This is a genomic window from Streptomyces sp. NBC_01775 (assembly GCF_035917675.1).
Taxonomy (GTDB): domain Bacteria; phylum Actinomycetota; class Actinomycetes; order Streptomycetales; family Streptomycetaceae; genus Streptomyces.
Map to the genome: position 1 here is coordinate 8,455,288 of NZ_CP109104.1, position 18,840 is coordinate 8,474,127.

18 protein-coding genes and 3 pseudogenes are annotated in these 18,840 nt (G+C 67.7%); 7 read left to right on the forward strand and 14 right to left on the reverse strand.

Features of this window, described 5'->3' with window-relative positions:
* Positions 1-414: 414 nt before the first annotated feature.
* Positions 415-2,463 (forward strand): glycoside hydrolase family 97 protein, encoded by a 2,049-nt coding sequence (locus OHB04_RS37370; RefSeq protein ID WP_326692069.1) that lies wholly within the window; start codon positions 415-417, stop codon positions 2,461-2,463.
* Positions 2,464-2,588: 125 nt separating this feature from the next.
* Here the strand turns inward: OHB04_RS37370 and OHB04_RS37375 are convergent, their stop codons facing one another.
* Positions 2,589-3,761 (reverse strand): hypothetical protein, encoded by a 1,173-nt coding sequence (locus OHB04_RS37375; RefSeq protein ID WP_326809192.1) that lies wholly within the window; start codon positions 3,759-3,761, stop codon positions 2,589-2,591.
* Positions 3,762-4,383: 622 nt separating this feature from the next.
* Positions 4,384-5,277 (reverse strand): LysR family transcriptional regulator, encoded by an 894-nt coding sequence (locus tag OHB04_RS37380; RefSeq protein ID WP_326692071.1) that lies wholly within the window; start codon positions 5,275-5,277, stop codon positions 4,384-4,386.
* A gap of 101 nt (positions 5,278-5,378) precedes the next feature.
* Here OHB04_RS37380 and OHB04_RS37385 point away from each other — a divergent pair, with 101 nt between their 5' ends.
* Positions 5,379-6,467 (forward strand): zinc-binding alcohol dehydrogenase family protein, encoded by a 1,089-nt coding sequence (locus tag OHB04_RS37385; protein WP_326809193.1) that lies wholly within the window; start codon positions 5,379-5,381, stop codon positions 6,465-6,467.
* 36 nt (positions 6,468-6,503) lie between these two features.
* On the opposite strand, the gene OHB04_RS37390 is transcribed toward OHB04_RS37385, so the two are convergent.
* The 3 genes from OHB04_RS37390 to tnpA all read right to left on the reverse strand — a co-directional run bounded on the left by OHB04_RS37390 (position 6,504) and on the right by tnpA (position 8,332).
* A complete protein-coding gene (locus OHB04_RS37390; protein ID WP_326809194.1) occupies positions 6,504-6,902 on the reverse strand; it encodes a hypothetical protein in 399 nt (132 codons plus the stop codon).
* The gene (locus tag OHB04_RS37395) at positions 6,899-7,747 is read right to left on the reverse strand and encodes an IS5 family transposase (RefSeq protein WP_326692074.1); all 849 of its coding nucleotides are present in this window, start codon (positions 7,745-7,747) and stop codon (positions 6,899-6,901) included. Before OHB04_RS37395 ends, OHB04_RS37390 begins: the two co-directional genes overlap by 4 nt.
* Positions 7,748-7,915: 168 nt before the next feature.
* Entirely contained in the window at positions 7,916-8,332 is a 417-nt protein-coding gene (tnpA, locus tag OHB04_RS37400; protein ID WP_326693087.1) for an IS200/IS605 family transposase, read from the reverse strand.
* 25 nt (positions 8,333-8,357) lie between these two features.
* Between tnpA and OHB04_RS37405 the strand changes: the two are divergent.
* Positions 8,358-9,326 (forward strand): annotated as a pseudogene (locus tag OHB04_RS37405) (RNA-guided endonuclease InsQ/TnpB family protein).
* Positions 9,327-9,637: 311 nt separating this feature from the next.
* On the opposite strand, the gene OHB04_RS37410 reads toward OHB04_RS37405, so the two are convergent.
* The gene (locus tag OHB04_RS37410; protein WP_326692075.1) at positions 9,638-10,039 is read right to left on the reverse strand and encodes a hypothetical protein; all 402 of its coding nucleotides are present in this window, start codon (positions 10,037-10,039) and stop codon (positions 9,638-9,640) included.
* 9 nt (positions 10,040-10,048) lie between these two features.
* Positions 10,049-10,483, reverse strand: coding sequence for an SRPBCC family protein (locus OHB04_RS37415; protein WP_326692076.1), 435 nt, complete (start codon positions 10,481-10,483; stop codon positions 10,049-10,051).
* Between the two features lie 290 nt (positions 10,484-10,773).
* On the opposite strand from OHB04_RS37415, the gene OHB04_RS37420 reads away from it, so the two are divergent.
* The gene (locus OHB04_RS37420; protein WP_326692077.1) at positions 10,774-11,382 is read left to right on the forward strand and encodes an NAD(P)-dependent oxidoreductase; all 609 of its coding nucleotides are present in this window, start codon (positions 10,774-10,776) and stop codon (positions 11,380-11,382) included.
* Here OHB04_RS37420 and OHB04_RS42025 read toward each other — a convergent pair.
* Entirely contained in the window at positions 11,294-11,797 is a 504-nt protein-coding gene (locus tag OHB04_RS42025; RefSeq protein ID WP_442815044.1) for a LysR family transcriptional regulator, read from the reverse strand. The two genes, OHB04_RS37420 and OHB04_RS42025, sit on opposite strands and share 89 nt — an antisense overlap.
* Positions 11,798-11,834: 37 nt before the next feature.
* Here OHB04_RS42025 and OHB04_RS37430 point away from each other — a divergent pair, with 37 nt between their 5' ends.
* Positions 11,835-12,611, forward strand: coding sequence for an alpha/beta fold hydrolase (locus OHB04_RS37430; protein ID WP_326692078.1), 777 nt, complete (start codon positions 11,835-11,837; stop codon positions 12,609-12,611).
* Here OHB04_RS37430 and OHB04_RS42030 read toward each other — a convergent pair.
* A pseudogene (locus tag OHB04_RS42030) lies at positions 12,603-12,707 on the reverse strand (transposase); the annotation flags it as partial. The gene OHB04_RS37430 and the pseudogene OHB04_RS42030 sit on opposite strands and share 9 nt — an antisense overlap.
* Positions 12,708-13,460: 753 nt before the next feature.
* On the opposite strand from OHB04_RS42030, the gene OHB04_RS37435 reads away from it, so the two are divergent.
* Positions 13,461-14,117, forward strand: coding sequence for a hypothetical protein (locus tag OHB04_RS37435; protein WP_326809195.1), 657 nt, complete (start codon positions 13,461-13,463; stop codon positions 14,115-14,117).
* Between the two features lie 204 nt (positions 14,118-14,321).
* Here OHB04_RS37435 and OHB04_RS37440 read toward each other — a convergent pair whose 3' ends face one another.
* Both OHB04_RS37440 and OHB04_RS37445 read right to left on the reverse strand, forming a co-directional pair.
* Entirely contained in the window at positions 14,322-14,936 is a 615-nt protein-coding gene (locus OHB04_RS37440; RefSeq protein WP_326692080.1) for a TetR/AcrR family transcriptional regulator, read from the reverse strand.
* Positions 14,936-15,784, reverse strand: a complete 849-nt coding sequence (locus OHB04_RS37445; RefSeq protein WP_326692081.1) for an oxidoreductase — start codon at positions 15,782-15,784, stop codon at positions 14,936-14,938. Before OHB04_RS37445 ends, OHB04_RS37440 begins: the two co-directional genes overlap by 1 nt.
* Before the next feature lie 173 nt (positions 15,785-15,957).
* Here OHB04_RS37445 and OHB04_RS37450 point away from each other — a divergent pair.
* Positions 15,958-16,298: pseudogene (locus OHB04_RS37450) on the forward strand (helix-turn-helix domain-containing protein); the annotation flags it as partial.
* 207 nt (positions 16,299-16,505) lie between these two features.
* On the opposite strand, the gene OHB04_RS37455 reads toward OHB04_RS37450, so the two are convergent.
* The 3 genes from OHB04_RS37455 to OHB04_RS37465 all read right to left on the reverse strand — a co-directional run bounded on the left by OHB04_RS37455 (position 16,506) and on the right by OHB04_RS37465 (position 18,606).
* Entirely contained in the window at positions 16,506-16,694 is a 189-nt protein-coding gene (locus OHB04_RS37455) for a helix-turn-helix domain-containing protein (RefSeq protein WP_442815045.1), read from the reverse strand.
* Between the two features lie 114 nt (positions 16,695-16,808).
* On the reverse strand, positions 16,809-17,798 hold the full coding sequence (locus OHB04_RS37460; RefSeq protein WP_326692082.1) for an aldo/keto reductase: 990 nt from the start codon (positions 17,796-17,798) through the stop codon (positions 16,809-16,811).
* A gap of 220 nt (positions 17,799-18,018) precedes the next feature.
* On the reverse strand, positions 18,019-18,606 hold the full coding sequence (locus OHB04_RS37465) for a flavodoxin family protein (RefSeq protein ID WP_326809196.1): 588 nt from the start codon (positions 18,604-18,606) through the stop codon (positions 18,019-18,021).
* Positions 18,607-18,840 lie beyond the last annotated feature (234 nt).

Here is an 18,840-nt window from a genome sequence, read left to right on the forward strand (position 1 = left end):
GCCGACACCGCCGACACCGCCGACACCGCCGACACCGCCGACAAGACGAAGGCCACGCCTTTGACAGCCCGGACAACGCGATCGCCCTTTACCGCGCGGTGGAACGCCTCCTCGCCGAGCACCTGGGTGGCGCGAGCCCGACAGGGGCTGGAAGGCCGATGCGGCACCTTTCCGCTCGCCCGTTCGTCAGGTTGGTCGTGGGGGAGGGGGAGACCCCTCATGCCTCCTGGACGGTGATCATGCCGTCGCTGCCGCCGGCTCGTGGCGACGGAGCAGGTGGCGTGGTCACCGCGGGGATGCACGGGCCGAAGGACCTCACGAGGTGCCTGCGGCGCCGTTGTCGGGCCGCCTTGACCGGCGACAGGATGTACCCCGTTCGTACGCGTGTCCGGCGATCGTGATGGAGCGTGAAGAGTGGTCAGCAAGCCGAACCGCCGTACGGTCCTGGGCGTCACCGCCGGCGCCGCGCTCCCCTGGGTGCTCGCCGCCCCCGCCCCCGCCACACCCTCCGCCCCCGCCGCGACGCACCGCCGCGTCACGGTCCATTCGCCGAACCGCCGGCTGCGGGTGACCGCCGGAGTGGCGAACGGGCGCCTCTGGTACGAGGTCGCGCGCCGCGGCCGGGTCCTGGTGGCCCGCTCCGGGCTCGGGCTCGACCTGGCCGACCGGCCGTCGCTCACCAGCGGTCTGGTGGTGGAATCCGTCGAGCGCAGGACGATCGACGAGTCATGGCGTCCGGTGTGGGGCTCCGACGCGCTCGTCCGCAACCACGCCAGGGAGTGCGTGCTGCGGACCGTGCAGTCGGCGAGTGGGATACAGCTGCATCTGGTCGTCCGGGTCTTCGACGACGGCGTCGGTTTCCGCTATCGCCTGCCGGCGCAGGCCGGGCTCGACACCTACACGGTCACCGCCGAGCGCACCGAGTTCGCGCTGCCGCCCGACGCCACGAGCTGGTCGCTGGCGGCGGGTACCGACTGGAGAGCCGACGAACGGCACTACCGGCAGGTCCAGTTGTCCCAGGTCGAGACCGCGCAGACCCCGCTCACGCTGGTCACACCGGGCGGTCAGCACATCGTGGTGCACGAGGCGGCGCTGATCGACTATCCGAGTATGACCCTCGCCGCCGAGACCGGCCGGCCGGGTACCTTCACCAGTGAGCTGATCAGCCTTCCCGACGGCACGAAGGCCCGCCTGTCGGGTGAGTTCTCCACCCCGTGGCGCACGCTGACCATCGGCGACCGTCCTGGTGATCTCGCCGAATCGCACTTGACCGAGAACTTGAACGAGCCCTGCGTACTCACCGACACGTCGTGGATCTCGCCCGGCACGTATGTCGGTGTCTGGTGGGAACTGCAACGGCGGCACACGACCTGGACCGAGGGGCCGCGACACGGGGCGACGACCGAACGCGTCAAGCAGTACATCGATTTCGCCAGGGAAGCGGGCGCGAGCAACGTACTCGCCGAGGGGTGGAACACCAACGCCGGCGGTGAGTGGACCGGCCAGGACTTTCTCACGCCACAACCGGATTTCGACCTGCCCGAGGTGCTGCGCTACGCACGGGCCAACGGCATCGGGTTCATCGCGCACAACGAGACCCGCGGTTTCGTCGACTATTACGAGCAGCACCTGGACACGATCTTCGCGCGGTACGCCGAACTCGGTATTCACACGGTCAAGACCGGCTATGCCACCAAGTTCGTGCTGGGCGGGGTGAACCGCAGCCATTACGACCAGGAAGCCGTGCGCCACTACCAGCGGGTCATCGATGCTGCGGCCCGCCACAAAATCATGATCAACGCGCATGAGGCCATCAAGCCGACCGGACTGGCACGCACCTACCCGAACATGATGACCGGCGAGGGGGTGGCCGGGATGGAACAGCACAACTACATGGGGCGGCTCGGGAATCCGCCGGAGCAGGCCACGGCCCTTCCGTTCACCAGGTACATGGGTGGGCCGGCCGACTACACCCCGGGCGTGCTCAACGTGACCTGGGACCCGGCCGGGCTCGGTACCCGGGTCCAGACGACCTCGGCCGCGCAACTCGCGCTGTACTCGGTGTTCTTCAGCCCGTTGCAGATGCTGGCCGATACCCCGGAGAACTACCGCTCCCACCCGGGATTCGCGTACCTGAAGGACATCCCGGCCAGCTGGGACGAGACCCGGTTCCTGGACTGTGTGATCGGCGACCACACGGTCGCCGCCCGCCGGAAGGGCCGCACCTGGTATCTCGGCGCTATCACCGACGAGCACGACCGGACACTGCGGGTGCCGCTGCGGTTCCTGGGACCGGGTCGGCACCGCGCCGAGATCTACCGCGATGCCGCCGACACCGACTGGCACGACAACCCGCTCCCGATCGACGTTCGGACCGAGGTGGTGCGGTCGTCCACGGTGCTGACACTGCGACTCGTCGGCGGTGGTGGCACCGCGATCCGGTTCCGGCCCGCGCGCTCCTGACCGGCACGGGCGGGGGAGCGGCGTCGGCGATGAGGCCCGGCCTCCCGGTGCCTGGCGTGAGCGAACGGGGCGGTTCGGCCGGGATGCTTCCTGATTCCTGCGACTCCCGCATCCTCGGTTCGGCTCTACCGTGTGGGTGACGTGGACCTGCCGCGCTGCGGGGTGGTGTACGCCGTCGGCCGATGGCGCGGACTGCCCTGGGACGGCTGTGATGAGCCGCTGGTCGGCGGCAGGTAGGCGTGCGGCGGGCTCGAGGGCAGGTGGGCGTGCTGCGGGCGCTGGGGCAGGTAGGCGTTCGCGGCGGCTGCCCTCGAATTGGAGACGTGTGCCGGCTCGTTCCGCTGCCCGGGTCCCGCGTAGGGGCCGAGGTCTCCCTGGCCGTAGGCCGGGTGGATGTGCGGGGGCGTGGGAGCAGCGGGCTCCAGGGGCTGGAGCGGAAGGGGCTCTCGGCCTTGGTCCGCCTCTTGAACGGTGTTCGGCAGGCGAGGCTCTCGCTGACGCTCACCGAGGTGGGGGAGTGCTGCGGACGCCGCCGAGACGGCCAGTTGGCCAATGCTCTTGACCAGTTCGTTGTTGATGGAGGAACCGTAGGCGTAGCCGAAATATCCTCCGGCGGCCACAGAGGCCGCTCCCCATTGCAGGTATGTTCTGTTCTCGATTTTGACCATGTTGTGCGCCACGGTCAGGGCGTTCAGGCCGATGCCTCCTGCGACCAGGTACTTGTTCCCAGCAGCGTTGCCGATCCCCTGGAACCCGTAGGCGAACCCGGTGATGGCTCCGTCGACCTTCCGTGGGCTGTCGCTGTTCCGGTACCACTCCTGTGCCCGCTCGACCGAGGCCCGGATGGCCGCTCCGACCGTGGAGCCGTGTACGGGGCGCCAGGTCTGTGCCGCGGCGCTGTCCCCCCGTTCGAGTTGGGGTCCCTGGGCATACGGGCTCGGAAGCGCGGCCTCGGAAGCCTCCGGAGGCGCCACGGAGGAGAGAGGGGGCGTGCCGGTCGGCTCGCTCAGGTAGAAGTCGAGAAGTGAGTCGACGTCGCTGCCGGTCGAACTGGTCGCACTGGTCGAACGGGCCGAATCAGCCGTGCTGGCCGACGCCCGGCGAGCGTTGTCGGAACCGTTGCCGGGATCGTCGTCGTTGCGGCCCAAGTGGCCCTCGTCCGCACGGCTGTTGTGTGACGTCGGCGCTGAGCTGCCGGGGTACTGGTCTCCGCGTACCTGGGTGGTGTGCGAGTTGAAGGCCGTGTCTGAGTTCCGTGCGCCCGGCATTCGTGCACGCTCTGTGTCGTTCGGCGTCATGCCGGGTCTCCTCCTGGCCGACAGGGAGCCCTGTCGTTGTTGAAGGCGGCTTCGCGTTGGGCTCCCCGTTGAGCTGTGCGCTGGAAGTCGTCCGTACGAAGTGCGGGTGAGTCAGTTCGAGCCACTCCAGCGGAAGGTGATCGAACCCTTTCTGCCCGCGCTCCGTCGTGGCCCGGAGCACACCCTGCTGCTGTGCGGCGTGATCGATCGTCCGCGAGTGAGATGAAGAGCCCGTGACGGGGTGGCGTATCCGAGATGTCGATGCGCTGCGCGGCTTCGCGCTGCTACCGGATCTAATCGCAGTGCACCGGGCTTCAGCCCGGTGGTGATGAAGCGATTCTGAGAGGGTGGTTTGAGAGGGTTTTGGTGGGGATCGGACACCAAACCCCGACCAGTGCCACGTTGGGCGTGTCCACCGGAAACGAGCCCGCTTGCCTCCGCGGAAGGCCGGCGGCCGGCGGTCGTTATTCGCGGCAGCGGGGCGCGAAAAGTACGTGCAGGGCCGTGACGACGGCGAAGCCGATCGCCAGTACCGCGAAGAACAGGCCGACGGTGACCGCGGTGCCCCCACTCGTGAGGGGGAAAGGGGGTACACGCGATTGTGTGCGGCCTTGGTGGCGGTTCAGGCGGTCGAGGTGATCGCTTGGGTGACGGCGGTGATCGCCGGGGTGGGGTGGCCGGAGAGGCGTGCCACGAGCACCCGGCGGATCTCGGGGGGTGCGCCCTCGACGCGCAGCAGGCTCACCCCGGGCGGCAGCACCGGTGAGAGCCGGGAGGGCACGGTGGTCACGCCGAAGCCGCCGGCGACCAGCTGGAGTTTCGTCAGCCAGTCGCGCGCGGAGTGGATGATGCGCGGCCGTCCGGGCAGGCCGGGCCAGACGCCGAGCAGCGGCTCAGAGCTTGATGACGGGGTGGCGATCCATGCGGCGTCGACCAGTTCGTCGACGTGCGCCGTGGTGCGTCCGGCGAACTCTCCGGTCGATGGCACCGCCACGGCCAGTTCGGTGTCCGCGACGGCCTCGAGGTGCAGGCGCGGCGAGTCGCCGTCGAAGGGCCGGTGGGGTGGGCGAGACGTCAGTACGGCGAGGTCGAGCGAGCCCGCGCGCAGCGCCCGGATCAGGGAGGGCGTGGTGCCCTCGCGGGTGGTGACCGTGATCTGCGGGTCGGCCGCCGCGAGGTGTACGAGTGCGGCGGGCAGGATCGCCGAGCCCGCGCTCAGGACTACCCCGAGCCGCACCAGTTCGGTCCGCGGGACGGTGCCGGTGAGCTCACGCTCGGCCGCTGCGAGCGAGGCGAGGACCGTGTGGGCGTGCCGCAGCAGGGTCAAGCCGGCGGGAGTGAGCCGCACCCCGTCCGGGCGGCGCTCGAACAGGGTGGCGCCGGTGCTGTGTTCGAGAGCGGCGGCCTGGCGTGAGACGGCCGACTGCGTGTAGCCGAGGCGGGCAGCTGCCGCGGTGAAGCTGCCGGACTCAGCGATCTGCCGCAGGACCCGCAGTCCCGTGCTGGAGATGTCCATGCGGGTTACGCATACCATAGATGCCGAACTCTCGCTTTCCGCATGCTCGTCCCGCTCCTAGTGTTGATCTCAAGAGCACGGACGAACACGGAGGTCATCACGTGCGAGCAGCAGTTCTGACGCGGTTCGGCGCCCCCCTCACGGTGCGGGAGGTGCCCGACCCCGAGGCCGGGGGCGGTGAGGTGGTGGTCGAGGTCCTCGCCGCCAGCGTGGCGCCCTACGCGGCCGAAGTCTTCAGCGGCAAGCGGAAATACCCCCTTGTCCCTCCTGTCGTGCCCGGTGTCGGTGGAGTGGGGCGGATCCTCCACGTCGGCCCGGACGCCACCCGGCTGCGGGTCGGCGACCTGGTGTGGTGCGACTCGACGGTGCGCTCGCGGGACGACGCCCTGACTCCCGACATCACGCTCCAGGGCTGGAGTGCGCGCGGCGAGGGCGGCGCGCTGCTCGCCGAGTACCTGCACGACGGCGCGTTCGCCGAGCTCATGCGGGTCCCGACGGAGAACGTCTTTCCGCTGCCCGCCGCGGCCGGGGAGGATCCGGCCCGCTGGGCCGCGCTCACCGTGCACACCATCTCCTACGGCGGGCTGCTGGCAGGCGGGCTCGCGGCCGGCGAGACCCTGCTCGTCAGCGGGGCCACCGGCAACCTCGGCAGCAGCGCGGTCGCGGTCGCGCTCGCGATGGGCGCGGGCCGCGTGGTCGCCCCCGGCCGCAACAAGGCCGCGCTCGACCTCCTCGCCGACCGGTTCGGCCCGCGTCTGCGCCCGGTCCCGCTGACCGGGGACGAGGCCACCGACCGCGCGGCGATGTCCGCGGCGGCCGACGGCCCGATCGACATGGTGATCGATCTGCTCCCGCCGAGCGCACCCAGCTCGGCCTCGCGTGCGGCGGCCGTGACCGTGCGCGAGTACGGCCGGGTCGTTCTCATGGGCGGCGTCGGCATGCTCGGTGGCGACGACCTCGCACTTCCGTACCCATGGATCATGCGCAACTCGATCACCGTGCGCGGGCAGTGGATGTACCCGCGCACAGCCAATGTCGGCATCATCCGGCTCCTCGCCTCGGGCGCTTTGGATCTCGCCCCCGAACGGGTCCGGCCGTTCGACCTCAATGCCGTCAACGACGCCATCACGTACGCCGCCGCGCACGGTGGCCCGTTCGACCGCACCAGCCTTACCCCATCGGCTGGCTGACAAAGCCCACTGATCCCCACCACGGGGCTCGGCCGGTTACTGCTTCCTGGCGAAGCTGCCGGTGTCGACCTCGGTGAGGATGCCGAGTTTGACCAGGCGTTTCAACTTGGCTCGGGTGCCTTCAACGTTCTTCGGCAGCAGTTTGTGGTCGAGGGCTTCGCAGACGTCCTTGGCCCGCAGCGATCCGGTCGCCTCGTTGAAGACGGCGAGGATGCGAGGGTAGTCAGGGTGCTCGGGCAGGTCCGGTGGGACGGCCGGAAGTCGGTCGGCAAGGCCAGTGACGGTCTTCCGAGTGATCGCGAGGTGCTCAAGGTGCGTCTCGGCCTCCCGCAGCCGGGTCTGCAGTTCGCCGATCTGCGCGCGGAGGTCGTCGGCCTGCGCTCGGGCGGCGTTCTCCTGGACGTCCAGCGCGTCGAGCAGGGTCTCAATGTTCATGGGGTCACCGCCTGCGATTCGCGCCAGGTAGGAGCGTTCGCGCCGGCGAGGCGGCGGATCATGACGTGGGACATCGCCCAGTAGACGCGAGAGGCGGACGACGATGGGCGGTGCTCATAGTCACGGACCAGACGCCGGTGCAGTATCAAGATCCCGTACGTCTGCTCGACCCTCCACCGCTTCGGCTGCGGCACGAACCCCTTGTCCTGCGGGTTGCGTTCGACGATCTCGACGTCGATCCCCAGGCCGGCGCCATGCAGGACCACCTGGTTCTTGAAGCCCTGGTCAACCAGCGCCTTGCGGACATTTCCGCCGGCGTGCTCGGCGACCTGGTCCAGCAGGATGATGCCCACGGTGTTGTCGTGCGTGTTCGCGGCGAGGACGACGATCGCGATGACCAGGCCGAGGACGTCCACGGCCAGTCCGCGCTTGCGGCCCGGCACCCGCTTGGCGGGATCCCGGCCGGTCGTGGCGGCGGGGACCCCGGCGGCCGCATGGACACTCTGGGTGTCCAGCACCACCAGCGTCGGGTCCTCTGACCGACGGGCCCGCTCGCGGACCTGGCAGCACAGGAGTTCATGGATGACCTGGTCGGTTCCGTCGTCCCGCCAGGTGGCGAAGTAGTAGTACGTCGCACTCTTCTGGGGAAGATCGTGCGGGAGATAGGCCCACTGGCAGCCGGTCCGCCCCTGATAGAGGATCGCGTTAACGATCTCCCGCAACTCGTAGGCGCCCTGATGGCCACTGACTGAACGGTGCCGGTCCTTCCACGCGGTGATCACCGGCTCAATCCACGACCACTGCTCGTCCGATAAGTCACTCGGATACGGCTTGCGTTCACTCACCCCGCCACCCCAACAGACCGCAGGCGGCGGACCATTGGATTCCGTCCACACCCACACCATCAGGCGACCACAGAACCACTTACAGGGTCACGAACCGCCCTCTGAGAACTGCTCTGACCTTCGCTGTGTGCGTGGATCTGCGCTGTTGGCCTCGGCCGCGGTGGAGGATCAGACGGGTTGGTTCTGCTGCTCGATGTACTGCTTCACGATCGACAGTGGAGCCCCAGCGGCCGACCCGGCGAAGTAGGAGCCGGACCACAGCCGCTGTGCCCGCCAGTAGTGCCGGACCAGTTCCGGATACTCCTTTCGGAGTCTGCGGGAGCTGACGCCCTTGAGGCTGTTGACCAGCTTGGACAGGGCGACTTTCGGTGGGAAGTTCACGAGTAGGTGGACGTGGTTGTTCTCGCCGTTGAACTCGGCCAGCTCGCATTCGAAGTCGGCGCAGACGGCCCGCATGATCTCTTCCATGCGCGTCAAGTGGGCCTCCTTGAAGACCTTGTGCCGGTACTTCGTCACAAAAACCAAGTGTGCGTGAAGGACGAAGGCACAGTGTCTGTCAGTGCGAATGTTCTGATACTCAGCTATAGCCCCATTTAGTAGCGTGATCGGTATGCAGTTGAGGTACAGCTTCCGCCTGTATCCGAACGGTCCTCAGCGCACGGCGCTGGCCGGGGCGTTCGGGTGTGCGCGGGTGGTCTGCAACGATGCGCTCCGCGCCCGTGAGACCGCCCGCGCCGCAGGTGATCACGGCCGGCGGGGACCTGTCCCTGCCGAAGATCGGTGACGTGCGGGTCAAGTGGTCCCGCAACCTCCCCTCCATGCCGTCCACGGTGACCGTGATCAAAGACGCTGCCGGGAGATACTTTGCGAGCTTTGTCGTGGAGACCGAACCCGTCACGGCGGCCGAGGCAGACGGGGTTGTCGGCATCGACCTTGGGCTGGGGCACTTCGCCGTCCTGTCCGACGGCACGAAGATCGACGCCCCCGCTTCCTGCGCCGGGCCGAGAAGAAACTCAAGAGGGAACAGCGCCGCCTGTCCCGCAAGGCCAAGGGCTCGAAGAACAGGGAGAAGGCCCGCATCAAGGTCGCTGGTGCTCACGCGCAGGTTGCTGACGCACGGCGCGAGTTCCACCATCAGCTCTCCACCCGGATCATCCGCGAGAACCAAGCGGTCGCGGTGGAGGACCTGGCGGTGAAGGGGCTCGCCCGTACGCGCCTGGCCAAGTCCGTCCACGACGCGGGATGGTCCGCGTTCGTGGCGATGCTGGAGTACAAGGCCGCGAAGTTCGGCCGCGGCTTCCTCCGCATCGGACGGTTCGAGCCGACCTCCCAGCTCTGCTCGCAGTGCGGCGTCAAGGACGGCCCCAAGCCCCTCCACATCCGCGTATGGGAATGCGGGGCCTGCGGAGCCCTCCTGGATCGGGACATCAACGCGGCGGTCAACATCGCCAAGGCCGCCGGACTGGCGGCGTCAGCCTGTGGAGCGCAGGTAAGACCGGTACAACTACCGGCACAGCGCGATGAAACAGGAACCCACCGAGACGGTCACACGACCGTGGTAGGAATCACCTCCCTTTAGGGCGGTGAGCGGAAGTCAATGAACTTGGAAGGGCGATGTCGGAGGAAGCAAATCCCCCCGGTGGGCACGAGAGGTGGCCCTTTGTCAGGCGCTCCGGAAGGACCGTCGGCACTCACCACTTGAAGGTCTTCCACTCCTGTAGGGGGATGCAGCCCTCCGTGGTGTCCCAGCAACGGTCGGCCCATGTCTCGGACACCATCACCGGGCGACTCGACACGAGGTCACCAGCCCGCTGGGCCCGAAGCACCAGCCCAAGCTGCGCCGAGCACGGATCGGCGCACTGTGAGTACCGCAATTCCTTGTTGTGCGTCTCAAGGTAGTCGAGGAACTGATCCTCCGGGCGTGATGGCACCTGACCCACGAGGCCCAGCCCGTGTCCCGCACGTGGTGCAGGCCTTGATCTGCCAGTGCGAGCGGATCATGTTCGCGAGCTGGGCGGGAGTGGCCTGCCCGGCACTCAGGCTGGTGACCGCGTAGACGGTCTTGATGCTGGCCTTGCCGCTCTTGCGGTGCAGGCGGCGCCGCTTGAGCTGAACGGCCTGGCGGGCGCCGGGGAAGAGCAGGTTGTTCACGGTGCACACCTTGATGCGGCGGATCTCGCCACGGCCGTGACCGCTCTCTCGGATGCGGCTCTGGAGCGGAATCCGCTGCCGGGGAAGGGCTTTGAGCTGCTTGCGGAGGAATCGAGCTCCAACCGCCGTGACCCCAGCCATCAAAGATCTCTACAGCTCGGCGTGGCGGGCCAGAGCGCCCACGACGTTGCGCATGCTTCGGTTGAGGTACCACTCCCATAGCCGGCTCAGGAAGGGAAGCGTGGGCGTGAACGTGGCCCGCCACCGGATGTCGGTTCCCTCGCGTGGCAGGGGGGTGAGGGAGATGTCCGCCCGGTATTCACGCATTCCGACGAGCCGGAGCGCGATGTAGCTCAGACCTCGGTCCGGGACGACGTCCACGATCTCGATGTCGGTCTGGATCCGACCCTTGCGCAGCGCCCAAGCGGTGCCGGTTTCTGCCGGTCCCTGTCCTTCGGATGACGAAGGGATCGCTTCGACCGAGTCGAAAGGCTGCCATCGTGTCCAGGTCGGAATATCCAGCAACCGTCGCTGGATCGTCGAGGGCGCCGCATTGGATCGCGCACTCACGTCATAGCTGGGCACGTGGTTCTCTCGATTCAGGTCGGTGGTGTCCGGCGTGACGGGTTCAAGGGCCCGGGGCAGCGGGTCACTTCGCGTCGGAAAGGGGGATCGCCGGCCTAGGCGCGAAGTTGCAGTCGGGGTGACCGCAGCCGGGTGACCGAGGAGACAGTAGGTCAAGCGAGCACACCCGGGATCAGGCACTCCGCCCTTCCGTCTGGCCCAATTGCCTCTGACCCAATTGCGCCTGGGTAACTCATCAAGTCAGATATTTGCACTTGATGTTAAGCGAGGAGCTTCCTAGCGTTCTCGGCATGAACCTCACCGTCCTCGCGGCCTCCGGCAAGGCCGGAATCGCCCTCACCCGACAGGCGCTGCGACGTGGTCACACCGTGACCGCCATCGCGCGTGATCCCGAGCGGATCGCTCTGCCCGACTCCCCGAACCTGCGCAAGGTGGCGGGCGACGTGAACGACGCGGCCGGTATCGCCGCCGTCGTGGACGGGGATTCCGTAGTCCTGTCCGCGCTCGGCACGGACCGGGCCGGGATTCTCCTGACCGGCGCCCGGGCCGTGGTCGCCGCCGGCCCGCGGCGCGTCGTCTGGCTCGGTGCCTACGGCACGGGCAAGTCTGCCGAAGTGGCGGGGGAGGGCGCGGGCGTGCTCGCCGAGGCGCTGGGCGACCGGCTCGCGGACAAGGTCGAGGCCGACAACACCGTTCTCGCGGCCGGGGGCACCGTCTTCCACGCCGGGATGCTCGCCGACGGGCCGGAAAGTCCCCGTCGGCGCACGGTCGGCCTGGAGGCCGCGCCGCCCTTCGACCTCGGTGCGAAGGTCAGCCGGGAGACCGTCGCCGCGGCGATGCTCGACGAGGCCGAGGTGCGTGATTATCCCGGTTCCGTGGCTCTGCCCCTGGCGCAGTAGGCGGGACAAGGGGGCAGGCGGAGTAGTCAGCAGGCGGTGATCTCCTCGACCGAGGCTTGGACCTGCTCACGGAGCCAGGCGTGGCGGGGTCGGGATCGTAGCGCTGGTGCCAGGTGCGATCCAGCTCGGCCGGGTCCAGCTCACGGACCGGCGAGAGCACTTCGCGCGCTTCCCCGACCAGCCGGTGCACGTCCTCCCGCACCGACGCCGCGTACGGGGTGGGAACCATCGAGTGGCCGGTGCGCACCAGGATGTCGTCCCCGGTGACGGCGCGAAGCCGGCCCAGGGTGCGGCTGACCGCGGGCGAGGACAGGTGCAGCCGCTCGGCCGCGCCCATCACGCTGCCCTCCTCGAGCAGGGTGTCCAGCACGGCCAGCAGATTCAAGTCCAATTGCGTGAGAGTAAATCTTAACAAGATATAGATCCACTTTGATCAACTCCAGGAGCATCCCATGAGCCAGGAACACAATCTGCTGGCCCACGACCTCAACGGCACGGGACCGCTACTCGTGGCAGTCCACGGCATCACCGAGAACCGGAGCTTCTGGGCCCCTGTCTGCCTGCAGCAGCACTTCCGCGTGCTGCGCGTCGACCTGCGCGGCCACGGGGACTCGCCTCGGACCTCGCCGTTCGGGATTGACGAGTCGGTGGAGGACATCCACGATCTGATCGAGTCGCTGGGCGAGGAGCTGACTGGGGACCAGCCCCCGTTCATCGTCGGCCATTCCCTCGGTGGGGTGATTGCGACTGCCTACGCAGCTCGTTATCCGACCCGCGGTGTGGTCAACGTTGACCAGTCGCTGCGGGTCGGCCCGCTGCCTGCGGAGACAGCCATCGCTGTGCGGGGAGAGGGCTTCGCGGACTTCGTTCGTACGGTTTTCGCCTCGCTGTACGGTGAGCTGGACCCTGCGCTCGTGGCCGACATCGAGCGCCGCCGCACCCTCGACCAGGACGTGTTCAGCGGTTTTTGGACCCCGTTGCTTGATTGGGACGCTGACACCCTGGCGTCGTGGTCTCGACGGACCACGAGTCTCCCGCCTGGTGTCCCGTACCTGTCTTTGCATGGCACGGACCCCGGTGGTGACTACGCCGCCTGGCTCGCCGACCGCATTCCCGCCGCCGTGGCCGAGCAGGCACCGAAGCGCACGCACTATCCGCACCTGGCACAACCCGAATGGTTCGTCTCCCGCGTCCATAAGTTCTTTACTGACTTCGGCTCGTCAGGGTGACGCTGGCTCGTCGAGAGCCAGGCCAGTGCCCACTATGAAGCCGTCGAGAGTTTCGGGCAGGTACGGAAGGCGTTCGAGCCGGTTGCGTACGAGGGCCGAGCAATGCTCATGACCTGCGGATCGGCCTCGGGCCGGACGCGAAGGGCGTACCTTCCCGAGTGATCGACTTTTGGTCATCGAGCAGGCCCGCGTAGCAGCGCGGATCGGGAAGGCACCGGCCGAATGCTTGCCGCCGCCCTGGAGGCCGAAGTCAATGCCTGCATAGCCGAGTTGGCCGATCAGCGTGACGGGAAACCCGTGTGGTGCCGCTTTCAAGCCAGACGGCCGGGTGGAGAGCCAGTCGAAAGTCGATCGAACGCATCCGCGCAGAGTGGTCAGGACGCGGACGCGTCACGCTCACAATTTGCTCATCGCGGGCGGCCAACACCACGATCGCGGCCCTTGCTGTCGAGGTTCACACTGAGCCCGTTGCCGCCTGCGAACGGATCAGTCTTCGGATCTCACCAGTTGTCCAGCCGCGCAGCACCCGGCTCAGCTGATCCACAGGATTTGACTATTACTCGGTGATGTCGGGCTTGTTCGTCTGACGCCGGGCCGACACCACACCCAAGCCGGCTCAGTAGTGTTTCGGATCCCGTTTGATTACTGCGGGCGACGGTGAATACCGGCGGTGTTGGTGAGTCCAGGACCGGTGCCGCCGGGGCGGACAGTGACGTCCTTGAGCCCGGTGCACTGCCTGGGTACTGAACAGTCCTCGGCTGAGCGATGAGGAACTGGCAGCGTGGTACTTGGAGGCCGGGGTTGAAGGGCAACTGCCGCCGGTGCGCGGGCTCCTGACAGGATGTCCTCATGAGGACCGACAAGCCTGGAGTCAAAGGGGCTGCCCTGCACCGAACGCGCCGCTACGTCCTGCGGCCGGACACCACAGCGGACGACGTGGACGACTATGCGCAAGTGAATGGGTGGCCGGTGGTCCACCAGAACGATCGTGACCGGGAGAGCCAGGTCGACGGCCAGATCATCTGGGCGACAGAAGGACACCCTTTGTGGGACCGGCACTTGGGTGGATACGCACTGCATTACATAGTCGATGCCACCGCTGGCATCGGATACATTGTCGTCAGCGGAGGGGATCAGGAATATGCCGATTCACTCGCCCTGGCGGCGGCAATGTACCTGAATACTTGGACAGTAGAAGAGCTCTACCGGGAATACGACGAAGCCGACGCCATGCGCGCAGTCGGGCAATCAGTGCTACGCCTCGGCCTGGCAGCGCCACCGGAGTTCGATGAAGGCGTGTTCGACCGCATCACGGATGCTATGGCTAGCAAAGATCCAGCGATTCGCTACTCCGCACTATGGGGAGCCAGCTATACGGGGTACTGGCATTTCGTCGAGCCCATACGTGAACTCACCGAAGACGAACCGGAAGACTGGATCCGCCAACGAGCTCAGTCGGTTATCGGTGCATTCGAGTCGGCAAGGGAGGAAGGCTCAATTAGGTGACTAAGGGCTGTCCCGTGAGTGACTTTCCAGGTCTCGCAACCTGATCCGGAAGGCCCAGACACGGGAGTTGTGGACGCCAGCTCCCGTTGATCGGGCTGGGAGAGGACGCTGTGCCTCGCGGGATTCCCGCTGGCGGCGCGCCTGGACGGTGGGCCTCGGAGTCACGGGGTCCGGATTCCCGCCTCATCGTCCACACCAGATGCATCAGGTGATCAGGCCGGCGCTGATCAGCCAGATGTGTTCGCAGGTCGAAGATGCCTTTTGCAACTCCTCGCGGGATTCCTGTGAGGCGTGGTAGAAGGTCCGCTCGATCATCCAGCACAGGGCGCGTGCCATCGCTGACGCTTGCTCTGGTTCGGTGCCGGCCTGAACGCCGGCCCGTTCCAGGACGGCGGTGATGGCCGTGATGAACAAGTGAGCCGTGTGGCTCCACAGCTCGCCGATCTCCGGCACGGTCAACGACAGGTCGATCGCCGTGCGCATGACCAGGCCGTGCTCATCCCACAGCTCGACCGTGCGCTGCATGGCTGCTGCGATGGCCTGGCGCGGCTCGTCGGTCTGCGCGGTGGCCCGGGACCGCTCCCACAGGTGCTCTACGGTACGGGCCACGAGTGCCGTGGCCACTTCTTGTTTGGAGCCGAAGTAGAAGTACAGGGCGCCGCGTGTGATGCCGGCGCCCTGGGCGATGTCGCCGACGGCCATGGCGTCGTAGCCCTTTTGCGCGAGCAGGGCTTCGCAGGTGTCGAGGATGGCTCGCTCTCGGGCATCGCCCTTGCGTTCGGTGGCGCGCCGGCTCCGTGCGGGGTGGTGGCCGGGCATCAGAGCTGAGCTCCCTCGGTAAAGTCAGTCGTACGGGAGAGGGGCTCCCATGCGCGGATGTCCTCGTCCACGGCCGTGCGTGCGGCGGTGACCAGTCGCAGCGCGTCCGAGCCCAGGACCAGGTGGGCCGGCGGCTGGTCCACCGAGGTGATGTGCACGACGGCGTCCCCGGCCTTGGCCGGATTGCCCAGCTGGTTCCCGCTGGCCTTCTGCCGCGCCTCTCGGATGGGGGCGAACAGCTCGTCGTAGTCGTCGATGGACTGGGCGGCGCGTGTCATGGACCGTCCGGCCCAGTCGGTGCGGAAGGAGCCGGGCTCGATCGCCGTCACGTGGATCCCGAACTGTGCGACCTCCTTGCCCAGTGCTTCCAGGATGCCTTCCAGGGCGAACTTGCTGCCGCAGTAGGCGGACATGCCAGGTACGGCCATGAGCCCTCCCATGGAGGTGACGGCCATCAGGTGTCCGCGGCGGCGTCGGCGCATGTGGGGCAGGGCCGCCTGGAGGGTGGCCACTGCCCCGAACACGTTGACCTCGAACTGCCGCCGCACCTCGGTCAGCGGGGTTTCCTCGAAGGTGCCCTCCAGGCCGTAGCCGGCGTTGGCGACGACGACATCCAAAGGACCGACGCTCTGCTCCACCTCCGCGACCACATTCGAGACGGCGTCGCCGTCGGTCACATCCAGGATGCGGCCGTGAGCGTACCCGGGTTTCAGCCCTTCGAAGGCCCGCAGGTCCTCCTCGGAGCGGACCGTTCCAACGACGGTGTGCCCGGCGGCCACGGCGGCCTGGGCGAAGGCACGGCCGAGGCCCGTGCTGACGCCGGTGATGAGCCACTTCTGCTGCTGCACTGTTCCTCCGGAAAGGTCTCACGAGGAGCTGGACCGCCCCCTCACTCGGAAAGTCTACATCGCGTCGATTTTAATCAACGTGATGTAGATTCTGTCGCCCGACGACACCGTGCTCAGCCGGGGTCAATCCGGCCCCTCGCCGACCCGCTCGCCCCGGCTGAAACGATCACTGTGTGGGTGGAGTGATCACGGCATCGGTGCCGTCCTGGATAGGACCCTTTACGGGGCTGAGCCCGCGCGGCTCGGCAAGTTGGTAGCCGCGGTACGACGTGAGCAGGCCGCAGACCGACCGCGCGGCCGGCCCTGAAGTCTGTCGCTGGAGGATCGCGTCCTGCTGGTCACGGCGTAGTGGCGCACAAACTTGACCATGCGCCAGCTGGCGCCGTTGTTCGGGATCTCCAAGTCGGCCGCAGACCGCATCATTGACCACCTCGGTCCGCTGCTGGCGCTCCGGCAGCGGAGCCGGTTCCGCAGGGACACCGTTCTCATCGTCGACGGCACCCTGGTGCCCACTGCTTGAGTCTGTGCTTCACAGCCCTGGTGATCTGCTCGCTCACCCGCAACGCGGCAGCGAAGTCCTTGTTCCTCAATCAAGTTCAGTAGGGACTCCGCTGGTCGACGTCGAGATCAGGGCCGGGTCTGCGGCGCCTGCGGGGCCCGGCTCCGATCATGGCCAGACTCTCGGGCATCGTCGATTCCCGGAGTCCGCGCAGGTGGCATATCAGGCCGGCCTGGTCGAGCGGACGTACTCGGCAGGAGTCCGGCCGTAGTGCCTCTTGAAGGCCCGGATGAAGTGGCTGTCCGCGAACTGCCAGTGGGCGGCGACTTCCGAGACGCTGAGCCGGCCGGACGGGGCGGTGAGAGCGACGAGGGCGACGCGCACATGGAACCGAGGACGCCTTCCGTGCACGCGTCAGCCCATACGCATCCGAACTCGCTCACACGACACCCTCCGCCTCGCCCCGCCGCCCTGCGCCGATCTCACCGGAGCCGACCCGAGTGGCATCTGTCCCGGGGTGGATCATCAGATCCAGGTGGGCACGTGCCCCTCGGTGTAGCGGGCGCCGAAGCCGCCCAGAGGCAGGATCTCGTCGATGGCCTTGAGGTCGGCGTCGGCGAGGGTGAGGTCGGCGGCGCCGGCGTTCTCCTCGATGCGCTTCGGGCTGCGGGTGCCGGGGATCGGCACGATGTGCTCGCCCCGGGTCAGGAGCCAGGCCAGAGCCAGCTGGGAGACGGTGGCGTCCTTGGCCGCCGCGAGCTCGGCGAGCTGGTCGACGGCTTCGAGATTCTTCTCGAAGTTGCCCGGCTGCCAGCGCGGGTCGACGTTGCGCATGTCGGTGGCTTCGTACTGGCCGGCGGGCTTGGCGGTGCCGGTGATGAACCCGCGGCCGAGGGGGGAGTAGGCGACGAAGCCGATACCGAGCTCGTCCAGGGTGGGGAAGAGCTGCTCGACGTCCCGTTCGAACAGGGAGTACTCGGTCTGCAGGACGGAAACCGGCTGCACGGCGTGCGCCTTGCGGATCGTCTCGGGTCCGGCCTCGCTGAGGCCGAAGTACTTCACCTTGCCCGCGTCGATCAGCTCCTCGACGGTGCCCGCGACCTCCTCGATGGGCACCTCGGGGTCGACGCGGTGCTGGTAGAAGACGTCGATGTGATCCACGCCGAGGTAGCGCAGGCTGTTGTCGGCGACCTTGCGGATGTTGTCGGGCCGACTGTTGAGGGCGCCGCCGATCTGCTCGGGAGGCACGGACATGTCGACTCCGAACTTGGTGGCCAGGACCACGTCGTCGCGGAAGTCCCTGACCGCCTTGCCGACCAGGATCTCGTTGGATCCGGTGCCCCAGCCGTACATCTCGGCGGTGTCGAAGAAGGTGACGCCCAGGTCGTGGGCGCGGCGGAGGGCGGCGACGCCGGCCTCCTCGTCGGTGGGTCCGTAGGCCATCGTCAGGCCCATCGCGCCGTAGCCGATCGCCGAGACCTCAAGGCCCTGGCTTCCCAGTGTCCGGTGCTGCATGACGCACTCCTTTGAATAGAAATAGGTGCTTTATAAATGAAAAGTGCTCTATGGGTGATACGCCTCGCGCGGCCTCTCGGCGAACCGGACGATTCTGCCGGGTACCGCCCGCCGGCGTGACTCCTTCGACCGTGGCGGACTCCACCCGCGGCCTCCTGGTCCGGAGTCGCTGTTCGCTCGTGCGGGGTGGGGCTGCCGGGGCGGTTCGCGGACCGTTGTGTCAGTGCGTTGCGGCGGTCAGTCCGGCGCGGTGGATGCGGGTGTGCTCGGCGACGCGTCGGCCGAGGTGGCGGGCGGTGTTCAGGTCTGCGTCGTGGACCGCGGGGGTGTCGTTGAAGCTCTGTGCGCCGGCGCCGAGGTAGAAGCCGAGGCGGTTGTCGTCCTGGGGGGTGGATGTGGTGGTGTTCCAGCCCGGCAGGAGGTTCAGGCTTACCCAGAGCATTCCGTGCTGGGCCGCCAGGAGCGAGAGGTATTGCAGGGTGTGCAGCTTGTCGCCGCTCATGGAGCCGGAGTTGGTGAATCCCGCCGCGAGCTTGTCGCTCCAGGCGCGGGTCATCCACCGCTTGCTGGTGGCCTCGGCGAAGGCGTGGAACGCCCCCGACGCGGTGCCCATGTAGGTGGGGGTGCCGAAGATGATGGCGTCCGCGGCGTCCATCAGTTCCCAGTCGGCGTCGCTGAGGGAGGCGACGTCCACGTGGTGGACCCGCGTCCCGGCGGCGGAGCGTGCGCCGTCCGCGACGGCCGTGGCGATCTGCGCGGTGTGGCCGTAGCCGGAGTGCGACGCGATGACGATCGAGATATCGGACATGGGTGTTCCTCTCCTGCCGCGATGGCGGCGTGTTCGGTGGTGCCGGCGGGCGACGAGCTGCCCGCTGCGGCGGTCGGCCGCACTGCTCCACGAATGGGGGACCGGCGGCCCCGGCCGGGGTGTGGCGCATGCCCGGGTGTCGCGGGCAGCGTCGGCCACCCAGTGTGGATCGCCGTTCCGCTTTGAACAGTAGCACCGATAAGGCGGCGATACGCAAAATGGGATATCGTTGTT